This is a genomic window from Minwuia sp. (assembly GCF_048007105.1).
In the GTDB taxonomy this organism is placed as follows: Bacteria; Pseudomonadota; Alphaproteobacteria; order Minwuiales; family Minwuiaceae; genus Minwuia.
Window position 1 is genome coordinate 1121050 of sequence record NZ_CP180352.1, and the last position, 23937, is coordinate 1144986.

Annotated in this window: 23 protein-coding genes; 12 read left to right on the forward strand and 11 right to left on the reverse strand. The window is 66.5% G+C overall.

Annotation, left to right across the window (positions count from 1 at the left end):
- Nucleotides 1-81 precede the first annotated feature (81 nt).
- The 4 genes from ACMVY4_RS05280 to ACMVY4_RS05295 form a co-directional block, all read right to left on the reverse strand.
- Complete coding sequence (locus ACMVY4_RS05280; RefSeq protein WP_416899139.1) at nucleotides 82-276, reverse strand: hypothetical protein; 195 nt, start codon at nucleotides 274-276, stop codon at nucleotides 82-84.
- Entirely contained in the window at nucleotides 276-1997 is a 1722-nt protein-coding gene (locus tag ACMVY4_RS05285) for a hydantoinase B/oxoprolinase family protein (protein ID WP_416899140.1), read from the reverse strand. The genes ACMVY4_RS05280 and ACMVY4_RS05285 overlap by 1 nt, the downstream gene beginning before the upstream one ends.
- A 15-nt stretch (nucleotides 1998-2012) precedes the next feature.
- Nucleotides 2013-4037, reverse strand: coding sequence for a hydantoinase/oxoprolinase family protein (locus ACMVY4_RS05290; protein ID WP_416899141.1), 2025 nt, complete (start codon nucleotides 4035-4037; stop codon nucleotides 2013-2015).
- An 85-nt stretch (nucleotides 4038-4122) separates the two neighbouring features.
- Complete coding sequence (locus ACMVY4_RS05295; protein ID WP_416900257.1) at nucleotides 4123-5409, reverse strand: glutamine synthetase family protein; 1287 nt, start codon at nucleotides 5407-5409, stop codon at nucleotides 4123-4125.
- Between the two features lie 119 nt (nucleotides 5410-5528).
- Here ACMVY4_RS05295 and ACMVY4_RS05300 point away from each other — a divergent pair, with 119 nt between their 5' ends.
- The 10 genes from ACMVY4_RS05300 (at nucleotide 5529) to ACMVY4_RS05345 (ending at nucleotide 15587) form a co-directional block, all read left to right on the forward strand.
- Complete coding sequence (locus ACMVY4_RS05300) at nucleotides 5529-6278, forward strand: N-formylglutamate amidohydrolase (protein WP_416899142.1); 750 nt, start codon at nucleotides 5529-5531, stop codon at nucleotides 6276-6278.
- Nucleotides 6275-6928, forward strand: coding sequence for a cysteine hydrolase family protein (locus tag ACMVY4_RS05305; RefSeq protein ID WP_416899143.1), 654 nt, complete (start codon nucleotides 6275-6277; stop codon nucleotides 6926-6928). Before ACMVY4_RS05300 ends, ACMVY4_RS05305 begins: the two co-directional genes overlap by 4 nt.
- A 104-nt stretch (nucleotides 6929-7032) precedes the next feature.
- Nucleotides 7033-8790 carry a hydantoinase B/oxoprolinase family protein gene (locus ACMVY4_RS05310; RefSeq protein WP_416899144.1) on the forward strand — a complete coding sequence of 586 codons (1758 nt, stop codon included), beginning with the start codon at nucleotides 7033-7035 and terminating at the stop codon, nucleotides 8788-8790.
- Between the two features lie 54 nt (nucleotides 8791-8844).
- Nucleotides 8845-10923, forward strand: coding sequence for a hydantoinase/oxoprolinase family protein (locus ACMVY4_RS05315; RefSeq protein ID WP_416899145.1), 2079 nt, complete (start codon nucleotides 8845-8847; stop codon nucleotides 10921-10923).
- Between the two features lie 23 nt (nucleotides 10924-10946).
- On the forward strand, nucleotides 10947-11684 hold the full coding sequence (locus ACMVY4_RS05320; RefSeq protein ID WP_416899146.1) for a LamB/YcsF family protein: 738 nt from the start codon (nucleotides 10947-10949) through the stop codon (nucleotides 11682-11684).
- 24 nt (nucleotides 11685-11708) lie between these two features.
- Nucleotides 11709-11948, forward strand: coding sequence for an acetyl-CoA carboxylase (locus tag ACMVY4_RS05325; RefSeq protein WP_416900258.1), 240 nt, complete (start codon nucleotides 11709-11711; stop codon nucleotides 11946-11948).
- Between the two features lie 9 nt (nucleotides 11949-11957).
- Nucleotides 11958-13322 (forward strand): acetyl-CoA carboxylase biotin carboxylase subunit, encoded by a 1365-nt coding sequence (locus ACMVY4_RS05330; protein ID WP_416899147.1) that lies wholly within the window; start codon nucleotides 11958-11960, stop codon nucleotides 13320-13322.
- Nucleotides 13323-13343: 21 nt separating this feature from the next.
- Complete coding sequence (locus ACMVY4_RS05335) at nucleotides 13344-14216, forward strand: 5-oxoprolinase subunit B family protein (protein WP_416899148.1); 873 nt, start codon at nucleotides 13344-13346, stop codon at nucleotides 14214-14216.
- Nucleotides 14209-15174: a biotin-dependent carboxyltransferase family protein gene (locus tag ACMVY4_RS05340; RefSeq protein WP_416899149.1), complete on the forward strand. Its 966-nt coding sequence runs from the start codon at nucleotides 14209-14211 to the stop codon at nucleotides 15172-15174. The genes ACMVY4_RS05335 and ACMVY4_RS05340 overlap by 8 nt, the downstream gene beginning before the upstream one ends.
- Nucleotides 15175-15188: 14 nt before the next feature.
- Entirely contained in the window at nucleotides 15189-15587 is a 399-nt protein-coding gene (locus ACMVY4_RS05345) for a GFA family protein (protein WP_416899150.1), read from the forward strand.
- Here ACMVY4_RS05345 and ACMVY4_RS05350 read toward each other — a convergent pair.
- The 4 genes from ACMVY4_RS05350 to ACMVY4_RS05365 are packed head-to-tail and all read right to left on the reverse strand — an operon-like array spanning nucleotide 15572 to nucleotide 20082.
- A complete protein-coding gene (locus ACMVY4_RS05350) occupies nucleotides 15572-15967 on the reverse strand; it encodes a hypothetical protein (RefSeq protein WP_416899151.1) in 396 nt (131 codons plus the stop codon). The genes ACMVY4_RS05345 and ACMVY4_RS05350 overlap by 16 nt on opposite strands.
- A complete protein-coding gene (locus ACMVY4_RS05355; RefSeq protein WP_416899152.1) occupies nucleotides 15967-17577 on the reverse strand; it encodes a GMC family oxidoreductase in 1611 nt (536 codons plus the stop codon). The genes ACMVY4_RS05350 and ACMVY4_RS05355 overlap by 1 nt, the downstream gene beginning before the upstream one ends.
- Nucleotides 17577-18695: an alanine dehydrogenase gene (gene ald, locus ACMVY4_RS05360; protein WP_416899153.1), complete on the reverse strand. Its 1119-nt coding sequence runs from the start codon at nucleotides 18693-18695 to the stop codon at nucleotides 17577-17579. Before ald ends, ACMVY4_RS05355 begins: the two co-directional genes overlap by 1 nt.
- 7 nt (nucleotides 18696-18702) lie before the next feature.
- On the reverse strand, nucleotides 18703-20082 hold the full coding sequence (locus tag ACMVY4_RS05365; RefSeq protein WP_416899154.1) for an aspartate aminotransferase family protein: 1380 nt from the start codon (nucleotides 20080-20082) through the stop codon (nucleotides 18703-18705).
- A gap of 149 nt (nucleotides 20083-20231) precedes the next feature.
- Between ACMVY4_RS05365 and ACMVY4_RS05370 the strand changes: the two genes are divergently transcribed.
- Together ACMVY4_RS05370 and ACMVY4_RS05375 are read left to right on the forward strand one after the other, a co-directional pair.
- Nucleotides 20232-20825, forward strand: coding sequence for a methyltransferase family protein (locus tag ACMVY4_RS05370; RefSeq protein WP_416899155.1), 594 nt, complete (start codon nucleotides 20232-20234; stop codon nucleotides 20823-20825).
- Nucleotides 20826-20889: 64 nt separating this feature from the next.
- Complete coding sequence (locus tag ACMVY4_RS05375; RefSeq protein WP_416899156.1) at nucleotides 20890-21141, forward strand: hypothetical protein; 252 nt, start codon at nucleotides 20890-20892, stop codon at nucleotides 21139-21141.
- A 7-nt stretch (nucleotides 21142-21148) separates the two neighbouring features.
- Here the strand turns inward: ACMVY4_RS05375 and ACMVY4_RS05380 are convergent, their stop codons facing one another.
- The 3 genes from ACMVY4_RS05380 to ACMVY4_RS05390 are packed head-to-tail and all read right to left on the reverse strand — an operon-like array spanning nucleotide 21149 to nucleotide 23880.
- Nucleotides 21149-22021 (reverse strand): MaoC/PaaZ C-terminal domain-containing protein, encoded by an 873-nt coding sequence (locus ACMVY4_RS05380; RefSeq protein WP_416899157.1) that lies wholly within the window; start codon nucleotides 22019-22021, stop codon nucleotides 21149-21151.
- A 20-nt stretch (nucleotides 22022-22041) separates the two neighbouring features.
- The gene (locus ACMVY4_RS05385) at nucleotides 22042-23349 is read right to left on the reverse strand and encodes a TRAP transporter large permease (protein ID WP_416900259.1); all 1308 of its coding nucleotides are present in this window, start codon (nucleotides 23347-23349) and stop codon (nucleotides 22042-22044) included.
- 9 nt (nucleotides 23350-23358) lie between these two features.
- A complete protein-coding gene (locus ACMVY4_RS05390; protein ID WP_416899158.1) occupies nucleotides 23359-23880 on the reverse strand; it encodes a TRAP transporter small permease in 522 nt (173 codons plus the stop codon).
- Between the last annotated feature and the right edge of the window lie 57 nt (nucleotides 23881-23937).

The window sequence follows — 23937 nt, forward strand, 5'->3', positions numbered from 1 at the left end:
TCACAGCTCCGGGGTCAGGTCATTCGACGTTTCGGCCGATCAAGTCAACGCCGCGAAAGGCGGAGCTGCCATTCCGTTGCGTCAGCCGGCCTTGATGCGGGGATCGGCGACGCCGGCGGCCTTCTGGTCCTTCCAGCTGACGCACCAGTCGGAGCAGAAGGTCTCGGCGGCCAGATCGGCCCGGCTCGACTTGACGCCCTCGTCATAGACCAGCACGCCGCAATTGCCGCATTTGACGTAGCTCTCGATGTAGTAGCCGGTGTCGGAAAAGCGCATCAGTCGTCTCCCTCGGCGGTATAGCCATAGACCGCCTTCGCCGTCTCCGGCGTGATGTAGCCCTCCAGGATGTCCTCCTGCACGGACTGCGGGTCGCGCTCCGTGACCGGACCCATCCCGCCGCCGCCGGCCATGACGAAGCGGACGCTGTCGCCGGGGCGGATCTTGATGTTCGACCATTTGGAACTGGAGGCCTTGCCGAAGGCTTCGGTCATCGGCTTCCAGTCGTCGGTGCCGGCCTTGCGGAACAGCGTCGCGCCGGGCTGGCCCTCGCCGCCGCCGTTCAGGCCGTAGGCGCGGTTGACGTGGCGGTCGGAGAGCTGGCTGGCGGTGATCTCCGCGTCCAGGCAACGCAGCGTCTTCTGCGTGCCCAGCCCGCCGCGCGTCCGGCCGGCGCCGCCGGAGTCCGGCACCAGGCTGAACTGCTCGGTCAGCCACGGATAGCGGGTCTCGAAGACCTCGACCGGGATGACCCTGCAATTGCCGTTGATGGCGTCGGTGGCGTCATTGCCGTCGCCCGACGGCGTCGCGCCCCAGCCCACCAGTTCGATGTCGTAGCAGGCGAAATACTCGCCGTTCTTCTTGTCCTCGCCGCCGAAGACGAAATTGAGATGCGTGCCGCCTTCGCAGGCCATGGCCCGGTCCGGCTTCGCCCGCGCCAGCGCGCCGATCACCGTGCCGGCGATGCGCGGGTGGGTCTCGGTGTTGCCGCCGACTTCCGGCGCCGGATAGTCGACATTGACGATGGTGCCCGCCGGCGCCAGCACGCGGATCGGCCGGAAGCAGCCGGAATTCTTCGGGATCGACGGGTCGGTCAGGTGCAGCACGGCGTTGTAGGCCGCCGACCATGTCACACCCAGCGTGGCATTGATCGGGCCCGGCACCTGCGGCGAGGAGCCGTCGAAATCGACCACGATCTCGTCGTCCTGCACGTGGCATTCGACGTGGATGCGGATCTCTTCCTCGGTGACTCCGTCATTGTCCATGAAGTCGTCGAAGACATACCGCCCGTCCGGGATCTCCTGGATCTCGGCGCGCATGCGGGCTTCGGAATAGTCCATGAGGTCGGCGCAGATCGAGTTGAAGGCGTTGGTGCCGTACTTCTTCACGGTCTCGGCCATGCGGGCCGAGCCGACCTCGACGCCGCTGATCAGGGCGCGCATGTCGCCGTAGTTGTAGCGGGGGGTGCGGACATTCGCGAGCCAGAGCTTCCAGACCTCCTCGACATCCTCGCCGCGCTTCTTGATCTTCACCGGCGGCACGCGGATGCCCTCGTGGAAGATCTCGGTCGCTTCCGAGGCGAAGCCGCCGGGCACCATGCCGCCGACCTCGGCGACATGGCCGATGGCGACGGTGAAGGCGACCAGCTGGTCGTCGACGAAGACCGGGCAGAACAGCGTGTGCTCGGGCGTGTGCAGACCGCCGCGATAGGGGTCGTTGTGGACCAGCACGTCGCCCGGTTCGATGCTCTCCAGCGGGATTTCCTCAAGGCTGGAGCGGATGATCAGCGGCATGCCGCCGATCTGCGCCGGGCAGAACTCGGCCACCGCCCACATCTCGCCCTGGGGGCTGGCGATGGCGCAGGTGAAATCGAGCGCCTCGTTGAAGATCGTCGAATACGACGTCTTCATCAGGGTGATGCCCATCTCGCGGCAGATCGAGATCATCGAGCTCTCGATGATGTTCATGGTGACGAAGTCGGTCTTGGCCGGATCGATCATTTTCGTGCTCTCCGCTCAGTCCGCTGTGATGCTCATGTTGCCCCAGGTGTCGACGCTCAGCGACTGTCCTGGCTTGACGACGGTGACGGAGGCCGGTTCTTCCACCAGCGCCGGTCCCTTCAGCGTGTCGCCGTCCTTCAGGCTGCCGCGCTGATAGACCGCCGTCTCTTCCGCGCCGTCCTCGAATATCACGGTGCGGGTGCCGTCGGGGGACGGCGCGCCGTCGGATTTCGGCAGGGTCGGCAGTTCGGGCGTCGAGGCGGCCGAGACCGCCGTGCATTTGAAGGTGATCACCTCGATCACCTCGCGCGGGATGTTGAAGCCGAACCGGGCCAGATGCATCTCGTGATAGGTGTTCCAGGCCTTCGCCGCGGTTTCCTCGTTGAAGGTCTCGAAATTGACCGGCACCTCAAGCTCGTAGTTCTGGCCGAGATAGCGAAGCTCCAGCGTGCGGTGCACCGACAGGCCCTCGGTGTAGCCCTGGCGCTTCAGATTGCCGAGCGCGTCATCGACAAGCTGCTTCATCACCTCGTTGGCGCGGTCCAGATCGAAGCTCTTCGACGTCATCTGCACGGTCCGCTCCAGATCGACGCGGGCGTCGGTCATGATGAAGCCGAAGGCCGAGAACTGGCCGGGATGGTTGGGCACGACGCCGGTCGGGATCGAGGCTTCCTCCATCAGGTCAGCGACATGCAGGGGGCCGGCGCCGCCGAAGGCCAGCAGTGCGAAGTCCCGCGGGTCGAGGCCACGCTCGGTCAGCACCGAACGGAGCGCACCGGTCATGTTGTTGGCGACGATCTTGAGGACCGACAGCGCCGCTTCCTCGACCGAGAGGCCCAGCGGATCGGCGACGGTCGCCATGGCCGCGCGGGCCTTCGCCGCGTCCAGCTTCATGCTGCCGCCCAGGAAATTGTCCGGGCTGATGCGGCCCAGGATGACATTGGCGTCGGTCACGGTCGGTTCCGTGCCGCCGAAGCCGTAGCAGGCCGGGCCGGGATTGGCCCCGGCGCTCTGCGGGCCGACGCGCAGCATGCCGCCCTTGTCGATCCAGGCGATGGAGCCGCCGCCGGCGCCGATGGTGCGGATGTCGATCATCGGCACCTGGATGGGTACGCCGAACTCGATCTCGAAATCCGTGGTGAAGCTCTCGCGGCCGCCGACGACGGTGGAGCAGTCGGTCGAGGTTCCGCCCATGTCGAAGGTGACCAGGTGATCGACGCCGAGCTGCTTCGCAACGTGCTTGGCCGCTACCACCCCGCCGGTCGGGCCTGAGACGGTCATGTGGATCGGCGCGTCCGCGGCCGCGTCGGGCGTCATCTCGCCGCCGTTCGACTTGATGATGGAGACGCTGCGGATGCCGCCACGCTCGCCCAGTCGCCGGTCGAGATCGTGCAGATAGTTGGCCACCAGCGGCTTCACGAAGGCGTCGGCGATGGTGGTGGAGGAACGTTCGTACTCCTTCCACTTCGGCAGCACCTCGTAGGAGATCGAGACCGGGATGTCCGGCAATTCCTCCGCCAGGATGGCCTTCAGCCGCTGCTCATGCGCCGGATTGACGTAGGAGAACAGGAAGCTGACCGCCAGCGACTGGATGCCGCCATCGGCCTTCACCTGCTTCGCCAGATCCCGCACGCCCTGTTCGTCGAGTTCGGTCAGCACGGTGCCGTCCGCCATCACCCGCTCGGCGATCTCGAAGCAGTCGCGGCGCTTCATCAGCGGCTTCGGCTTCTGCCACTGGGAATCGTAGTGGTGCTTGCGGTTGCCGCGCTGGATGAAGGGGATGTCCTTGAAGCCGGCCGTCGTGACATAGCCGACGCGCGCGCCCTTGCGCTCCAGGATGGCATTGGTTGCCACCGTCGTGCCGAGGCGCAGATTGCCGATCGGACTCTCGACCTCGCCGAGGCCGGTCAGGACGCCGTCGGTGGGGTTCGCCGGGGTGGAGAGGTTCTTCCAGACGCGGATTTCCCGCTTGTCCGGGTCGTAGGCGACGAAATCCGTGAAAGTTCCGCCGACATCCACTCCGACCGATTGCTCCGCCATCGCACGCCTCCACCCGCTATCAGACTTCGGAAAGGATAGCGCGGCCCGAGGCGGCCGGAGTTGGACGGGACCGCCCCTTTCAGCGTCAATAGACGCTCAGGTAGCGGTGGCACATCTCCGACGGGCCCAGCCCCTCCAGAACGCCGAGTTCGCCGCGCTTGTGGCGCAGATAGACGTCGGACAACTCGGCCCCGAACCAGCCCCGGGCGGTCTCGTCCGACTCGAAGAGCTTCAGCGCGGCGGACAGGCTCTGCGGCAGGCGGCGGTAGCCCATGGCGGCAATCTCTTTCTCGCTCAGGGCGTCCAGATCGGCATGCGTTGCCTCGGGCGGCGTCAGCCCTCGGGCGATCCCTTCCGCGCCCGCATGGACGATGGCGGCGAGCTGCAGATAAGGGCTGGCGGCGGCGTCGCAGGCGCGGACCTCGAAGTTGAACTGCCGGGCGATGTCCCGTGGATCCAGCGCCGTGACCGGACAGATGCGGACCGACGCCTCCCGGTCCCGGAGGCCGAGATTGTTCCAGGCCGCGCTCCAGCGGTGCGGCGTCAGGCGGAGATAGGAAATCGCCGACGGCGCCAGGAAGGCGACGATGGACGGCAGGTAGGCGCAGACGCCGGCGACGAAGCTGCCCGCCAGCTTCGACAGGCCCGTGGCGCTTTCGGGATCGTGGGTCGCCGGCTCGCCGTTCATGTCATTCAGGCTGAGATGGATGTGGACGCCATTGCCGACGCCGTCCGGATCGCGGATCGGCGTGAAGGTGGCGCGCTGACCGAAGCCGTCGGCTGCGAGCCGGACCAACTCGCGCAGGATCACGGCGTTGTCGACCGCCTTCAGCGCGTCCGCGGGCTTCATGGTGACCTCGTACTGGTCCGGTCCGTATTCCTTCATGAAAGTGTCCGGCTCCAGCCCGTTTGCGGCCATCAGATCGAAGATGCGCTGGCCCAGCGCCCGTCCGGCACGCGCGCCTTCCAGGGAGTAGGCGGAACCTGCCCCGGACCCGCCCTCCAGCTGGAACTCGTGCTCGAAGGCGATGGTCAGCGACGCGCCAGCCACGTCCTCGAGCCGTTTCAGCGCGGACTTCAGCGCGCTGCGGGTGCAGCAGCTCCAGGGCTGGCCGTCCAGGGTCAGGATGTCGCCCAGCATGGTGTCCTCGATCTGGCGCTCGATCTGGTCGACCCGGAAACGGGTTGCCGGATCCGGCACCAGCACCAAGTCGTCCAGCGCGCCGAAGGGGCTGTCGGCGATGACGTCGAAGCAGGTGATCTGCACGTTTGTCGGGGTCCAGCCGACACCGCGCTTCAGGCGGGTTTCCAGCTCGTGTTCGGGGAAGCCCTTGCCGCGGACCTGTCCCGCGATGTCCGAGCAGCAGGCCATGATGATCGATTGGGTCGTGTCCACAGGCGGTCCCCCTGTCCCGAAAGCCCGGACTGGACGGCGATCTTCCGGACCGTGACAATCGCTGTCAATTCGCCGGCCCCGAAAGAGACCCGCCCATGCTCCACATCGACGACCCCGATCCCGTGCTGACGCACAACATCGACGCGGCCGGGCCGGTCCTGATCACCTGCGAACATGCCGGGCGGGCGACGCCGGCGGCGCTGGGCGACATGGGCGTCGGTCCGGCGGACTGGGAGCGCCACATCGCCTGGGACGTCGGCGCGTTCGACCTCTCGAAGGCGCTGGCGGAGCGGCTGCAGGCCCGAGTGGTCGCGCAGGCCTACAGCCGGCTGGTGATCGACTGCAACCGCGCCCTGATCGCGCCCGACCTGACGCCGGAAGTGTCCGATGGCACCGAAATCCCGGCCAATCGCGACCTCTCCGAAACCGCCAAGGCGGCGCGGATCGGCGCCATCCACGCGCCCTATCACGACCGCATCGCCGCCGAGATCGAGCGGGCGCGGCCGGAACTGCTGCTGTCGATCCACAGTTTCACGCCGGAGATGAACGGCGAGAGCCGGCCCTGGCATGCCGGATTCCTGGCCAACCGCGAGCCCGCGACCGCCGAGACCCTGCTGGCCATCGCGTCCGGCCGGGAGCCCTATCTGACTTTCGCCTACAACGAGCCCTACACCGTGGACGACATTTCCGATTTCACCATCCCCGTGCACGGGGAGAAAGGCGGCATCCCGCACGCCCTGATCGAGATCCGGAACGACCAGCTGGGCACGCCGGGCGGCATCGATTACTGGGCCGACCTCCTTGCGGGGGCGGTCAACGAATATCTCAGGAGCCGGCCCGAATGAACGAACCCCTGTCCCGCGACATACCGCTGGTGCCGGCGCAGTCAGCGCTGCTGTTCATCGATGTCCAGAACTTCGGCGCTCACCGCGAAGGGGGCGAATACACGGAAACCGCACCGGACGCCTTCGAAGCGAAATACGGCTGGTTCTTCAGGCATTTCGAGGCCGAGACCCTGCCCAACATGCAGCGTCTCCAGGCCGGCTGCCGCAGGGCAGGGATCGAGGTGATGTACACGGTGATCGAGAGCCTGACCGCCGACGGCCGCGACCGCAGCCTCGACTACAAGATCACCGGGTTCAACGTGCCGAAGGGAGCCTGGGATGCGAAGGTGATCGACGCCATCGCGCCGGGACCGGACGAGATCGTCATCCCCAAGACCTCCTCCAGTGTCTTCATCTCGACCAACATCGACTACGTGCTGCGCAATCTGGGCGTGAAACAGGTGGTGATGAGCGGGCTGCTGACCGATCAGTGCGTCGATTCCGCGGTCCGCGACGCCTGCGACATGGGCTATCTGGTCACCGTGGTCACGGACGCCTGCGCGACCCACTCGATGGAGCGGCACCAGGCCTCGCTGAGGCTCAACCGCGGCTACTGCCGGCAGGTCACCACGGACGCCCTGCTGGCCGAGTTGGATCAGAGCGCACTTTGACCTGAACCCCGCTTCACGAGGCCCGGTGGAGCGTTGCGGGCCTCCGGGGGGCTGTTATCGTTTGATCAACCAACTTCCGCCTGTTGCCGAAGAGGAGGCCTCTCATGGCTGATGTCGATCCGATTACCCTCTCCGTGGTCCGCGGCGTCCTTGAGACGACCCAGCGCGAAATGACCCTGGCGCTGGAGAAGACCGCCCGTTCCAGCGTGTTCAACCTGGCGCACGACTATTCCAATGCGCTGTTCAACCACGTGCCCGAGATGATCATGCAGGGCCAGGACATCCCGATCCATCTGGGCAGCCTGATCCCGGCCATGAAGGCGGTTGCCGGCTATTTCGGCGACGACATCCATCCGGGCGACGTGATCATGCACAACGATCCGGCCTACATGGGCAGCCACATGATCGACACCTGCATGTACAAGCCGGTGTTCTACAAGGGCGAGCTCGTCTTCTGGACGGTCTGCAAGGGCCACCTGACCGACATCGGCGGCCCGGTGCCGGCCGGTTACAATCCGGACGCAACCGAGATCTACGGCGAGGGCCTGCGCATCCCGCCGGTGAAGATCTACGACAAGGGCGTCCGCCGCTATGACGTCATCAACCTGCTGCTGACCAACATGCGCGCCCGCCGCGATCAGGAAGGCGATTTCAACGCGCAGCTGGGTGCGGTGCAGGTCGGTGAGCGCAACCTGATCGCGATGCTCGACAAGTACGGTCTGGATCAGGTCCGCGCCTGCATCGACGAACTGATGAACATGGCCGACCGTCAAATGCGGGCGCTGATCAGCACCGTTCCCGACGGCACCTATACCGGCCTCTCCACCATCGAGGACGCCGGTCACGGCTTCGGCGACATCGACATCACCGCGACGGTCACCGTCAAGGGCGACACCTGCAAGATCCAGATCGACAGCCCCGAGCAGATTCCCTACTTCATCAATTCCTACGAGGGGAATTCCTACTCGGGCGTCTATCTGGGCGTGATGATGTTCGCGCAGCTGCCGCCGCCCTACAACGAGGGGCTCTACCGCTGCTTCGACGTGGACATGGGACCGAAGGGCACGATCTGCAACGCGGTCGAACCCGCGCCGCACATGAACTGCACGACGACGCCGATGGAGACGCTGACCGACGCCGTGCGCCTCGCCTTCGAGGAGGCCGCGCCCGACAAGGTCTCGGCCGGCTGGGGCCACGCCAATGGCTGCAACATCGCCGGCTGGGACACCCGTCACAACGAGGAATACGTCACCATGGTGCTGGCCTCGCTGATCTCCGGCGCCGGCGCGACGCCCTCCCAGGACGGCTGGCACGCCTGCGGGCCGGAGTGCTGCTTCGGTGCGCTCACCTCGGGCGATGTCGAGCTGCTGGAATACTCCTATCCCATCATCATCCACGAATACGGGCTGATGACCAACTCGGGCGGCGCGGGCAAGTTCCGCGGCGGTTCGGGCACCCGATGGGAGGTCGAGCCGATCGACAAGCCGATGGACTTCATCACCTTCGGCGAGGGCCGGAAGTATCCGGCGACCGGTGCGGCCGGCGCGAAGTCGAAGATGATCGAGCCGAAGGTCGGCCGCATCGAGATCACCCGCGGCGGCAAGGTCGACCTGATCAAGTCGAACGTCATCGAGACCATCAATCCGGGCGAGCGCGCGGCCAACATGAACCCCGGCGGCGGCGGCTACGGCGATCCGTTCGAGCGCGACGTCGATGCGGTGAAGTGGGACGTGAAGAACGGTCTCGTCTCGATCGACGGCGCCCGCGAGGACTATGGCGTCATCTTCGCCGATGCGGAGAACCTCGTGGTCGACATGGAGGCCACGGCGGCGCAGCGCGGCCACAACGTCGCCGCCGAGTAAGCGGCGGCAAGACCATCACCATCCCTGGTTTCCGCGCAGCTTGAGGGAGGGCTCATGCGCACACGTTACAGGCTCGGCGTCGATGCCGGCGGCACCTTCACGGATTTCGTCCTTGCCGATGCGGAGGGCGGGGTGCGGCTCTACAAGTCGCCGTCGACGCCGCACGATCCCACCGAGGCGATCTCCGAGGGGCTGAAGCTGATCGCGACCGATGTCGGCCAGAGCCCGAAGGAAATCATCTCCCAGTGCGATCTCTGCATCAACGGCACCACGGTCGGGCTGAACGCGCTGATCCAGCACAAGGGCGCGAAGACGGGCCTGATCTGCACGAAGGGCCATGAGGATTCGATCGAGATCCGGCTGGGCCACAAGGAAGACGGCTACCGCTACGACGCCGAATACCCGCCGGCCGAAATGCTGGTCCCGCGCTACCTGCGCCGCGGCGTCGCCGAGCGTGTCGTCTCCGACGGCAGCGTGAAGATCCCGCTGAACGAGGACGATGTCCGCGCGGCCTGCGAACTGTTCATCAAGGAAGGCGTGAAGGCCGTCGCCATCTCCTTCGTCTGGTCGGTGCTGCACCAGGATCACGAGCGCCGGGCGGCGGAGATCGTCCGCGAGATGATGCCGGAGGCCTTCCTGACCGTCGGGTCGGAACTCTATCCGCAGATCCGCGAATACACCCGGACATCGACGGCCATCGCCAACGCCTATCTCGGGCCGATCCTGAAGAAGTATGTCGACGGCATCGACAAGTACTTCCGCGATCTGGGGGCCGAGTATCCGGTGCGCTACTTCCAGTCGAACGGCGGCCTCGCCATCGGCCAGGCGATGAGCGACCGCTCGGTCTACGCGATCAACTCCGGCCCGGCCTCCGCGCCGCAGGCCGGCCTGTTCGTCGCGAAGCCGTTCGGTATCGACAACGTCATCTCCGTCGACATGGGCGGCACGTCCTTCGACATCACGCTGACCCGCGGCGGCAGCACCAACATCAACAAGGACATCGACTTCCTGCGCTACCGCATCGGCGTGCCCATGATCCAGGTGGAGACCCTGGGCGCCGGCGGCGGTTCGATCGGCTGGATCGACGAGATGGGCCTGCTGCAGGTCGGCCCGCAGTCGGCCGGCGCCGATCCGGGACCCGCCTGCTACGGCAATGGCGGGGAGGAGCCGACCACGACCGACGCCAACCTGATCCTGGGCTACGTCAACCCGACGGCGCTGCTGGGCGGGCGCATGGATCTGGACCGGGAGAAGGCCTACGCCTCGGTGAAGACGAAGATCGCCGACCCGCTGGGGATCTCGGTCGAACGCGCCGCCTACGGCATGTTCACGATCGTCAACAACAACATGGTCAACGGCATCCGCCGGGTCTCGGTGGAACGCGGCTACGATCCGCGCGACTTCGTGCTGGTGGCGGCGGGCGGCGCCGGTGCGGCGCACATCACCGCGTTGGCCAAGGAAATGGGCATCGGCACGGTGCTGGTGCCGAAGCTGGCCTCCGGCCTCTGCGCCTTCGGCCAGATCATTTCCGACGTGAAGTACAACTACATGGCCACCAGCCCTGTCCGGCTGGAGGGCGAGGCGGCCTACAAGCGGATCAACGACACCTATGCCGAGATCGAGGCGGAGGGCATCGCGCATCTCGAGGCCGACGGCTTCGAACGCGACCGGATCGCCATCAAGCGCTCCATCGACATGCGCTATGTCGGCCAGATCCACGAATGCACGGTCGAGATCGACAACTTCACCATCGACGCCAGCACGGTCGACCGGCTGAAGAACGGGTTCCACGCCAAGCACGAGCAGCTCTACACCTATTCGGAGAAGGGCACGCCGATCGAGGTGGTGAACCTGGAGAGCACGCTCTACGGGCGCGTCGACCGGCCGGAGTTGCCGGTTCTGGCCACCGGCAGCGACGTCGCCGGCGCGCTGAAGACCCGCCGTCCGATGATCTTCTCGCCCGATGGTGCGGCCATCGACGCGCCGGTCTATGATGGCGAGAAGCTGGGTGCGGGCGCGGAAATCACGGGACCGGCGGTGATCGAGGAGGTCACGACGACCATCGTCATCGAGCCGGGCTGGCACGCTTCGCTGCACGAGAGCGGGAGCTACGTGCTGAAGCGGACGAACTGAACGGGCGCAAAGGAGGATCTGTCATGGCGATCGAGATCAATTGCGACATGGGCGAGAGCTTCGGGCTCTACACCATCGGCGACGATCAGGCGCTGATGCCGCACATCACGGTGGCGAACGTCGCCTGCGGCTTCCACGCTTCCGACTACAACCACATGCGCAAGACCGTACAGCTGGCCAAGAAGCACGGCGTCCGGGTCGGCGCGCATCCCTCGCTGCCGGACCTGCAGGGCTTCGGCCGGCGCGAGATGAAGATGGGCCGCGAGGACATGGCCAACTGCCTGATCTATCAGGTCGGCGCGCTGAAGGGCTTCCTCGAGGCCGAGGGCATGGAGCTCAACCACATCAAGCCGCATGGCTCGCTCTATGGCATGGCCGCGAAGCAGGAGCACATCGCCCACGCGGTCTGCGACGTCGCCGACATCTTCAAGGTGCCGCTGTTCGGCATGACGGGCACGCTGCACGAGGAGATCTATCCCGCGCGCGGTCATGACTTCGTCGCCGAGTTCTACGCCGACCTGCACTACGACGAGAATGGCGGCCTGATCGTGACCATGGTGCACGACCCGGTCGATCCGGAAGACGCCGCCGCCCGCTGCGTCCGCGCCATCCAGGAAGGCAAGACGCAGACGACCGCCGGCAACGACACGCCAGTCCGTTGCGACAGCATCTGCGTACATTCGGACACGCCGAACGCCGTCGATGTGGCGACGGCCGTGAAGAACGCCGTACAGCCCTTCATGGCCGTTGCGGCGGAATAAGAGACAACACCGACAGGAGACCCCATCGTGGCCGAACAGATTCTCTCGCCGCTGCCCGGCACCTTCTACCGCAAGCCGTCGCCCGACGAACCGGCGTTCAAGGATGTCGGCGACAGCGTCGCGGTTGGCGACGTCATCGGCCTGATCGAGGTCATGAAGACCTTCAACGAGGTGAAGGCGGAGACCGCCGGCACCGTGACCGCGTTCCTCGCCGACAATGAGGAACCCGTCATGGCGGGGCAGCCGCTTCTCGAGCTCGACTGACCGCGGATCATGGCGATCAAGAAACTGCTGATCGCGAACCGGGGCGAGATTGCGGTCCGCATTGTCCGGGCCGCGCAGGGGCTGGGCATCCCGACCGTGCAGGTCCACAGCATGGCCGATGCCAACTCGCTGGCGGTGCGCATGGCCGACGAGGCCGTCGATATCGGTCCGCCCCACGCGGCCAAGTCCTATCTGAACATCGACAACCTGCTGGAGGCGGCGCGCAAGACCGGCGCCGACGCCATCCATCCGGGCTATGGCTTCCTGTCGGAGAACGCGAAGTTCGCACAGGCGGTGGAAGACGCGGGGCTGATCTTCGTCGGACCGCGCCCCGAGACCATTTCCCGCCTCGGCGACAAGGCCGCGGCGCGGGAGGCGGCGAAGCAGGCTGGCGTGCCGACCGTACCCGGCAGCGAGGGCGTGCTCTCGGGCGCTGACGAGGCGAAGGCTGCGGCTTCCGAAATCGGCTATCCGGTGATGATCAAGGCCGCCGCGGGAGGCGGCGGACGCGGTATCAAGATCGCCGAGAACGAGACCGAGCTGGCGAAGCTGGTGGCTGAGGCCCGGAACGAGGCCCAGGCGGCCTTCGGCGACAACGCACTCTACATGGAGAAAGTGATCCGGGACGCCCGGCACATCGAGGTTCAGGTGCTCGGTGACGGCACCGATGCGGTGCACTGCTTCGAACGCGAATGCTCACTGCAGCGGCGCCGGCAGAAGGTCTGGGAAGAGGCACCCTCGGCGGCGCTGACCGAAGATCAGCGGCAGGCCATCTGCGAAAGCGCCGTGGCGCTGGCGAAATCGGTCGGCTACCGCGGCGCGGGCACGCTCGAGTTCCTCTTCGACGACCGCTCGGGCGCGCATTACTTCATCGAGATGAACACCCGCATCCAGGTCGAGCATCCGGTCACCGAGATGGTCACCGGCATCGATCTGGTGCAGGAGATGATCCGCATCTGCGGCGGCGAGCCGCTGCGGCTGAAGCAGGCGGACATCACGCTGAGCGGCCACGCCATCGAGTGCCGCATCAATGCCGAGGATCCGTCGAACAACTTCATGCCCGGCCCCGGCGTCATCGGAAAGCTGGGCGTGCCGGAGGCGGATCATGTCCGCTTCGACACGCTGCTCTACGAAGGCTACCAGGTGCCGCCCTTCTATGACTCGCTGCTCGGCAAGCTGATCGTCCACGGGCCCGACCGGGCCGGCGCGATCGAGCGCATGGCCGCGGCGCTGGAAGGGCTCACCATCGAGGGCCTGAAGACGACCATTCCGCTGCACAAGGTGCTGGCCGCGTCGGACGCCGTGCGCGCCAATGCGGTCCACACCCAGTTCCTCGAGCCCTGGCTCGCGGAACATCCGATAGCTCCCGAATAATCCCAAGGAGGCGCCACCAAGATGGAATCCCGATACACATTCGGCGGCGACGAACACATCTTCTGCCAGCTTGGCGAGGAGATGTCGCTGGAGGCCTTCTTCAAGAGCCTGTCCATGACCAACGCGGTCCGCGAGAGCCAGATCAAGGGCGTTACCGAGATCTGTGCGGCGAATGCGTCCTATCAGGTCAAGTTCGATCCGGACATCATCAAGCCACAGGACATGCTGGCCGAGATCCAGAAGCTGGAATCCCAGGCCGACGCTGCCGAGAATCGTCTCGACACCCGCATCGTCGAGATCCCGGTGCTCTACAACGATCCCTGGACGCACGAGACGCTGATGCGGTTCCGCGAGCGGCATCAGGACCCGTCGGGCACCGATCTGGACTATTCGGCCCGGATCAACGGCTACGACACGGTGGACGACTTCATCACCGCGCACTCCGGCTCGCCCTGGTTCGTGTCGATGGTCGGCTTTGTGGCCGGGCTGCCGTTCCTTTACCAGACGGTCGAGCGCGCACGGCAGATCGAGGTGCCGAAATATCTCCGGCCGCGGACCGACACGCCGAAGCAGACGGTCGGCTATGGCGGCTGCTTCTCCTGCATCTACTCGGTGCGCGGCGCCGGCGGTTACCAGATGTTCGGCATCACGCCGATGACGATCTTCGACCCGCAGCAGAAGACCAGCTACCTCCGCGACTTCATGATCTACTTCAAGCCTGGCGATCTGGTGAAGTTCAAGCCGATCACGCGTGACCAGTACGATACCGCGCTGGAGGAGGTCGCCGCCAACCGCTTCGAGCCGAAGGTGCGGCCGGTCGAGTTCTCGCTGGACGAGTTCAACAAGGGCGCCGACGCCTACAACGCCAAGCTGGAGGGTGCGCTGAATGATTAAGGTGATCAAACCCGGCCTGGCGACCACCGTTCAGGACACCGGCCGTCCCGGCTACTACCACCTGGGTATTCCGCAGTCCGGCGGCATGGACCTGCTGGCGCTGGAAGCCGCCAACCTGCTGGTCGGCAACCCGGGCGATCTGGCGGTTCTGGAAGCCACCTTCATGGGCCCGGAGCTGGAGTTCACCGCCGACAGCGTCGTCGCGGTGACCGGCGCGGCGATGACCCCGAAACTGGACGGCGAGGCGCAGGAGAACTGGTCATCCTTCCCGGTGAAGGCCGGACAGGTGCTCAGCTTCGATTTCCTGAAGGGCGGCGCGCGCGCCTATATCGCCGTTGCCGGCGGCATCGATGTGCCGGTCGTGCTCGGCAGCCGTTCCACTTATGCGCTGGGTGCGCTGGGCGGCTTCGAGGGCCGCGCCATCGCTGCGGGCGACGAACTCCCCGTCGGCAGCGCCTCGGGCACCGCGGGCAAGTCGCTGGACGCCTCAATGCGGCGCGCGCCGGGGAACCCGGCGGAGATCCGGGTGCTGCCCGGCATCTACTGGCACTGGGTCTCGGACGCCTCGGGCGAGCAGTTCTTCAACGACATCTGGAAGGTTGCGCCGGAAGCCGACCGCATCGGCTACCGCTTCCGCGGCGGCCACCCGATCGAGTTCACCGAGCGCGAACGGCCCTTCGGCGCGGGCTCCGATCCGTCCAACATCGTCGATGGCTGCTATCCCTACGGCTCCATCCAGGTGCCCGGCGGCACGGAACCGATCTGCCTGCACCGCGACGCGGTTTCCGGCGGCGGCTACTTCATGCTGGGCGCGGTCATCTCGGCCGACATGGACCTGATCGGCCAGATGCAGCCGCACACGCCGACGCAGTTCGTGAAGGTCGACATGGATCAGGCGCTGCAGGCGCGGGCCGAACGCAACGCGCTGATGCAGAAGATCCGCGACGCGCTGGCCTGAGCCGTGAGGCGGCGATGAGCACCGAGCGCGAAGCCAGCTGCGCCTGTGGCCAGCTTCGCGTCCGTTGTCCGGAGACGCCGCTGAGCGTGTCGCTCTGTCATTGTTCCGACTGCCAGCGCCGGACGGGCAGCGCCTTCGGCATCGCCGCCTTCTTCGGCAGGGAAGACATCATCGTTTCGGGCGATTACCGGACGTTCAGCCGGGAGGCCGACAGCGGGCTTCCCGTGCATTTCCACTTCTGCGCGTCCTGCGGCTCGACAGTGTTCTGGCATCCCGAACGGATGGCGGAGCGGGTCGCGGTCGCTGTGGGCGCTTTCGCCGACCCGGATTTCCCGGCGCCGGGCAAGGCCGTCTACGAAGACCGCGCACTGGCCTGGGCGGCCGGTGTCCTGAAAGATCAGACCTCGCGGTAGATGCGGCCCCGGTCGATGACGGGCTGCAGCAGGTCGGCGTAGTCGTGCTCTTCTTCCTCGGCGGCCGGGCGCTGGATCTGTCCCGGATAGCCGAGCCTGCGGCGGATGTCCGGTGACAGGTAGTAGGCCGAGGACGCCACCAGTCCGATCACGCCGATGGCTTCAGGGTGGTCGCGGTTCAGCGCCTCGGCGTCCATGCCGGCGGCCGCCTTCTCGAGCGCGGCCTGCAGCGGTGCCAGCAGTTCCGGCCTGAGCGTCAGCACCCGGTCGAGATGGACGGGGTCGGCGTCCGACTGGCTGAAGGACGGCATGCCCTGTACCGCCGGGATCAGTGCGTCGGCGATGCGGGCGAAAGCCGCGCGCTGTCCGTCGTCCAGCATCAGGCGGCCGCCACCGAGGCGCGGTTTTCCAGCATGTGGCTCACCGCACGCAGGGCGATGGCGCAGATCGTGCCGGTCGGATTGACGCCTGACGAGGTCACGAAGGTCGAACCGTCCATGACGTAGAGGTTGGGCACCTCGTGGCTTCGGCACCATTGGTCGAGCACCGAGGTCTTCGGATCGTTGCCCATCCGCGCCGTACCCATGATGTGCCAGCCGCTGTCGCGCATCAGCGCGGTGTCGGTCGTGGAGACCGCGCCGGCGGCGGCCATCGCCTCCTTCTGGCGGGCCAGATGGAAGTCGATGAGCCGGTGCGTGTTGTCCGAGGTCCGGTAGAGGATCTTCGGCGACGGCACGCCGTCGGCATCGGTCATCTCCGGATCGAGCACGACGCGGTTCGATTCCTCGGGCAGATCCTCGACGATGATGCCCCACTCGAAGGACCGGCCCAGCGTGCGCGCGGTCTTCGCGTGGAAGGCCTCGCCCCAGGCCTCTTCCAGCGGGCCGCCGGCATGGATCGAGCGGAAGCCCAGCGGTCCGCCGGTCGGCATCACCTGCCACTTGGCGCCGCGGACGAAGCCCCGGGATTCGTCGGTCTCGTAGAACTGCATCGACTGGATCGCCTGTCCGGCCGGACCGATCCAGCTTTCCATGTCCTCGTCGAAATAGCCGGTGACCGCCGCATAGGGGTGGATCATCAGGTTTCGGCCCACCAGACCGGAGGCATTCGCCAGCCCGTCCGGATGATCCTTCGTCGCCGAGTTCAGCAGCAGGCGCGGCGTGCCGATGCCATTGGCGCAGACCAGCACGATCTCCGCCTTCTGGTGATGCTCGACGCCCTCGCGGTCGCGCCAGACCGCGCCGTCGGCGAGGCCCTTCGCGTTGGTCGTGATGCGGCTCACCCGCGCGCCGGTGATCAGCCTCGCGCCGAAGCGGATCGCGTCGGGCCAGTGGGTCAGGTCGGTCGAGGCCTTGGCCTGTTCGGGGCAGCCCTGGCTGCAGGTGCCGCGGCGCACGCACTGGCTGCGTCCGCGCCAGGCGCGCGACGGCACCGACATGGGGGCGGGCCACCAGTGCCAGCCGAGCCGGTTCATGCCCTCCGCGGCGCGCCGCCCGATCCTGCCGATGGGCATCGGCGGCAGCGGCGGCGGCGTCATCGGCGGATAGGCCGGGTCTCCGGCCAGCCCCGAAACGCCCATCTCGACATCCACCAGATCGTAGAAGGGCTCGAGGTCCTCATAGGTGAAGGGCCAGTCCTCGGCGACGCCGTCCAGGCTGCGGACCCGGAAATCCGAGGGCATGAAGCGCTGCCAGTGCGCGGAATAGAGGATCGTCGAGCCGCCGACCGCATTGTACATCAGCGGATTGACGTCGGACTCGTCGACATTGATCGGATAGTCGCTCTCGATCTGCCGCACGTTCGGGTTGGGATGCCAGCGGCGCTGGGTCATCAGTTCCCATTCCGGCTTGTCGCCGTAGAACTCGTCCGTCTCGACCTTCCGGCCCTGCTCCAGGCAGACGACCTTCACGCCTGCCTCGGCCAGATGCTTCGCCGCCACCGCGCCGGACGCGCCGGCGCCGATGATCAGGACCTCGGCCGTCTCCGCCATCAGGCCGCGAGCGCGTTCGCAGCGGGGATGTAGTCGTAGCCGAGGTCGCGGGCCACGGGCTCGCAGGTGACCTTGCCGTTCCAGACGTTCAGCCCGCCGAGAAGATGCGGGTCGGCGCGCAGGGCGCCCTTCCAGCCCATGTCGGCGATGCGGAGCGCATGCGGCAGGGTCACATTGTTCAGGGCATAGGTCGAGGTGCGCGCGACGCCGCCGGGCATGTTGGCGACGCAGTAGTGGACGACATCGTCGACGACATAGGTCGGATCGGCATGGGTTGTCGGCTTCGAGGTCTCGAAGCAGCCGCCCTGGTCGATGGCGACGTCTACCAGCACCGAGCCGCGCTTCATCGTCTTCAGCATGGCGCGGGTCACCAGCTTCGGCGCGGCGGCGCCGGGAATCAGCACCGCGCCGATCACCAGATCCGCCTGCGCGACGCTCTCGGAAAGGTTCGCATGGTTGGAGAAGCGCGTCTTGGCGCGGGCCTCGAAATAGATGCCGAGCCGTTCCAGCACCTCGGGGCTGCGGTCGACGATGGTCACGTCAGCGCCGAGCCCGACCGCCATCTGCGCCGCGTTGAAGCCGACCACGCCGCCGCCGATGACCACAACCCGGCCCGGCATCACGCCGGGCACGCCGCCCAGCAGCACGCCGCGGCCGCCATGGGATTTTTCCAGCGCCGTCGCGCCGGCCTGGATCGACATGCGGCCCGCGACCTGGCTCATCGGCTTCAGCAGCGGCAGGCCGCCGCCGGGTCCGGTGACCGTCTCATAGGCGATGCACACCGCGCCGGATTTCACCAGATCGGCGGTCTGCTCGGGATCGGGCGCGAGATGCAGGTAGGTGAACAGGATCTGGCCTTCGCGCAGCATCGCCCGTTCGACCGCCTGCGGCTCTTTCACCTTCACCACCATCTCGGCGCGGGCGAAGACTTCTTCGGCGGTGCCGACCAGTTCCGCGCCGGCCCTCTCGTAGTCGGCATCGGATTCGCCGATGCCGCCGCCGGCGCCGCGCTCGATCAGCACCGTATGGCCGTGCAGCACAAGCTCTGCGGCGCTCTCGGGCGTCAGTCCGACGCGGTACTCGTGGTTCTTGATCTCCTTCGGGGTGCCGACAATCATCGTTGCCTCAGCCCAGTTCGGCCTTGATCCAGCGCTCGGTGTCCTCGAGCGCCTTCTCGAAGCGGTCGAACATCTCGTTGATCTCGCTTTCGGTGATGATCAGCGGCGGGCAGAAGCCGAGGCTGTCGCCCATGGCGCGGGTGATCAGGCCGTGCTTCAGCGCGAACTCGGCGCAGTTGAAGCCGACCATCGCCTTGGGATCGAAGGCTTCCTTCGTCGCCTTGTCCTTCACCAGTTCGATCGCACCGACCAGGCCGACGCCGCGGACATTGCCGACCAGCGGGTGATCGGCCAGCTTCTGCATGCGGCCCTGCATCACCGGCGCAACCTCGCGCACGTGATCCAGGATCTTCCGCTCCTCCATCAGCTGCATGGTCCTGAGCGCGACGGCGGCGCAGACCGGATGGGCCGAATAGGTGAAGCCGTGGGCGAAGGTGCCGATCTTCTTCGACTGCTCGATCATGGCGTCGTGGACGCGGTCGTTCACCATCACCGCCGAGATCGGCAGATAGGCCGACGACAGCTGCTTGGCGCAGGACAGCGTGTCCGGCTCGATGCCATAGGTCTGGCTGCCCCACATGTTGCCGGTGCGCCCGAAGCCGCAGATCACCTCGTCGGCGATCATCATGATGTCGTACTTCTTCAGCACCGCCTGGATCTTCGGGAAGTAGCCCGCCGGCGGCACCAGCACGCCGCCCGCGCCGCAGACCGGCTCGGCGATGAAGGCCGCGACGGTGTCCGGCCCCTCGGCCAGGATGCGTTCCTCGAGCTGGCGCGCCAGCCGGTCCGAATACTCTTCCTCGGTCTCGCCCGGCTCCATGCCGCGATAGGGGTAGGCCATGTCGACATGGCCGATATTGGCGATCGGCAGGTCGAACTCGGCGTGGTTGGCCGGCAGGCCGGTCAGCGAGGCCGCGGCCACGGTGACGCCGTGATAGCCCTTGATGCGGGCCAGGATTTTCTTCTTCTGCGGCCGGCCGAGGGCATTGTTGACGTACCACTGCAGCTTGACCTGGCTGTCGTTCGCCTCGGAGCCGGAATTGGCGAAGAAGACTTTCGACATGCCGTCGGGCGCTATTTCCAGCAGCTTCTCGGCCAGATCGATGGAGGGCATCGAGCTCTTGTGGCCGAACTGATGGTAGAAGGGCAGCTTGCGCATCTGCTCGACGGCGGCGTCGATCAGCTCTTCCTCGCCGAAGCCGAAGCTGGCGCACCACAGGCCCGCCATGCCCTCGATGTATTCCGAGCCCTCGTCATCCCAGACCAGAACACCCTTGCCCTTTTCGATAATCATCGGACCCTTGCGGCGGTGCAGGTCCAGATTGGTGTAGGGGTGAATGACGCTCTCGATGTCCCGCGCCGACGGCGAATTGCCGATGTCGTTCATGAGATGGGCTCCCGAAGACTTGTGAGCCTGCATGACAACACGCCCCGGCCCGCGCCACAATCTCATAAGCGGCGGTTTCGCCCTCTGTCCGGCGATTGTGCGCCAGCATGCAAACCGCTTCGCGCGTCGCCGTCTTCAAAGGGACCTTCATGACAGCTACCGAACACGTCATCTACGCCTTGCTGTGGCTGAGTTTCGGCCTCGGGCACTCGGTACTGGCCTCGGCCTGCGCCAAGCGGATCACCGGCTCGGTTTTCGGCACGCGGGAACGGCTCGCCTACAACGCCATCGCGGTTATTCATCTGGCCGCGATCGTGTTTGCGGGGTGGTTCTGGCTGGGCGGCCGGACAGCCGAAGCCTTCGATCTGGCGACGCCGGTTCGTTGGGCAATGACCGCCTCGATGGTGCTGGGGGCGGCTGTCCTGCTTGTCGCCTACCGTCACTATGACGGCGGCCGTTTCACGGGGTGGAGACCGGTCGCCGCAGATGCGCCGCCGGAACCCCTGCACACCGCCGGTCTGCACCGCTATGTCCGCCACCCGCTCTACAGCGGCGCGCTGCTGATGCTTGCCGGCATCGCCGACGACCCTTTCGGCCTCGCAAGTTCGATCTGGGCCGCCGCCTACTTCATCATCGGCGCGCGATACGAGGAGCGGCGGCTGATTGACCTCTACGGCGACGCCTATCGCGACTACCGACTTGCGGTCCCCGGCTTCGTGCCGTGGAAGGGGCGGGCGATCTGACAGGCGGATGCGGCGAAGCGGCGTATTGATGGAGAGCCGGTGAGTTCACATCTGGCTGCCCATCATGACGCTCTATCTGGTCCACCTTCCAGGCTATGAGGGGCGCGCCGAGTTCGATCTCGACGCGGACTGGTTCCAGCTCTCCGACGACCTCTTCGTCTTCGACGCCGATCTGACGCCGTCGAAGCTCTATCACCGCATCAAGTGGAATCTGAACCATCACGGGCCGCTGCTGGTCGCGCCTATGGATGGCCGGCCGAAGTTCAAGGGCATGCGGCCCGGCGCCCTGAAATGGCTGCAGGGCGTGCCGCACTGACGTCGCCTCAGGGTGCTTCGGGCAGAATCTCGGCCAGGCCGTGCTGCAGCACCGGGACGCCGCGGGCGTCGAGCGCCTCCACGCGGATCCGGCCGCTGCCGTCGCCGGCGTGGCGGACGGTGATGTCCTCGCCCGGAATGACCATGCCGGTGAAGCGGCAGGCGAAGCGGCGCAGCCGGCGCGGGTCGCCGCCGGCATGGGCGCGGATGACGCGGTCCATGGCCAGCGCCCAGGTCGCGGTGCCGTGCAGGATGATGTCGGGCAGCCCGGCGGCCAGCGCCACCTCACGCTCGGTGTGGATCGGGTTCCAGATCTGCGAGCATTCCGAATAGGAATGCGGCAGCCAGCGCGGCACGTGCACGGTTTCGGATGTTGCATCCGCCTGAAGATCCGCCGGACCGGGCAGGTCGCGGCTGTCGGTCCCGCCCGATGGCGCGTCCAGTTTCCAGCCTCTCAGCATGCCCACCATGTAGCTGGTGATCACCGGCTGGCCGTCGCCGTCGACGCTGTCACAGCGCAGGCTCATCAGCACGCCGGCCCGTGTCTGGCGCAGGGATTCCATCACCGCCGACGTCCTGAGGGTCTCGCCGGCCCGGGGCGGGCGGTGGAAGATCGTGTCCTGCTCGGCGTGGACGCCGACGCTGCGGTACTGCGCCAGCGTCACGCCCATCCGAGCGGAACTGGCGTTGCCGTCCGCCAGCGGCCATTCGATGGCCGCGCACATCGCCGGCATCATCGCCGGTCCGCCGGGCCGTCCGTCGTCCAGATAGCACTCGTCCGAGAGGCCCAGGCCGGCGGCAAAGGCCAGCAGCCGGCGCGGGGTCAGTTCGGTCTCGACGCTGCCGAGGTCGCCGCCCGCGGCGGCTGCCGGTATCAGCATGACGAACGCTCCTTCACGCCCTAGCCGACCAGGCTGGGCAGGTAGAGGACGATGTCCGGAATGGCGATCAGCGCGACGACCACAATCAGGTCCGCCACAAGGAACCATGCGATGCCCTTGAAGATCAGGCCCGTCGAGGCGAGATCGCCGACCACCCCCTTGATGACGAACACGTTCAGGCCGATGGGCGGCGTGATCATGCCGATCTCGAGGAACTTGGTCAGCAGGATGCCGAACCAGATCAGGCTGAACCCGGCGGTGTCCAGGATCGGCAGCAGGATCGGCAGGGTCAGCAGCATGGCGCCGATCGGCTCCAGGAACATGCCCAGCAGCAGATAGATCAGCGAAATGCCGATGAGCAGCAGGATCGGGTCCGCGCCGATCGCCGCAACCGCGTCGGAGAGGTAGTCCCCGGCGCCGCTGAATGCGAGGAAGCGGGTCAGCATGCTGGCGCCGATGGCGATGATGAACAGCGACGCCGAGGTCAACAGCGTCTCGACCAGCGCATCGCGGAAACTCACCCAGTTCAGCGAGCCCTTCAGCGCCGCGATCAGCGTGGCGATGGCCGCGCCGACGGCGCCGGCCTCGGTCGGCGTGAATGCGCCGGAGAACAGGCCGCCAAAGACGCCGATCATCAGCAGCAGCACCGGCCATGTGTCGCGCAGCGCGGTGACCTTGTCGCTGAAGGAGACTTCCTCGTGCAGGGCCGGCGCGAGGGCGGGGTTGAGCTTGGCCCGGATCAGGATGACCGCGACGTAGCTGAAAGCGGTCAGCAGGCCGGCGCCGACGCCGCCCAGGAAGAGCGAGCTGATCGGCACCTCGGCGATGATGCCGTAGAGGATCATCAGGATCGACGGCGGGATCAGCGCGCCGATGGTGCCGGCGGCGGCGACGGTGCCGGTGGCCAGCGAGGCGTCGTAGCGGTAGCGCATCATCTCCGGCACCGCGATCCGGCCCATGGCGGCGGCGCAGGCCACCGACGAACCGGTCACGGCGGCGAAGCCGGCGGCGCCGAACACGGTGGCGATGGCCAGTCCGCCCGGCAATCGCGACAGCCACATGCGTGCGGCGTCGAACATGCCCTTTGTCAGGCCTGCGTGATAGCAGAGGAAGCCCATCAGCAGGAACATCGGCACCGAACTGAGCTGCCAGGTGGCGGCGAAGCTGTAGGGGATGACGCCGAGCGACCCCCAGGCGGCGCGTTCACCGACCAGGGCCCAGATTCCGGCGAAGGAAACACCGATCAGGCAAACCCCGATCGGCACGCGAAGGGCGATCAGCACCAGCAGGATGCCGATCCCCGTGAAACCTATCTGGACGTCTGTCAGACCGGCCTCCTATTCGGCGATATAGCCGGGAGCGCCAGAAATGTGGCGTCCGGTCAGGTAGCAGACGAACTTGTAGACCAGCACCAGAACCATCAGCCCGGCCCCGATGGGCAGCAGGTAATGGCCGGGCCAGATCAGGACCTTGGTGCTCTGTTCCATGATGAAGGAGCCGGTGTCCTGCTTGTCCAGCGCGTCGGTGAAACTGCGGTAGGTCAGCAGGCCGAACACGACCGCCGACAGCAGGTAGGTCCAGCCGTTGATGTGGCGCTGCAGGGCGGCCGGAAAGCGCTCGGTCAGCACTTCCACGCTGATATGGGCGTTGCGCCGTTCTGCCAGCGCCAGCGGCAGGAAGGCGACCACGACCATGTAGTAGTTCGAGACAAGCGTGATGGTCGCCGGAACCGGCGAGAAGAAGATGAACTTGCCGATCACGTCTGCCGTGATGTGCACCATCATCAGCCCGACGGCGATCGAGCCGACAACGCTTGTCAGGTTCACGGCCCGTCCGAGCCAGCGGTCAATGAAATCCATGATTGTTCCGGATCAGGAAGAGCGGTGCGGACGGGACGCGGGGGCGTCCCGTCCGCG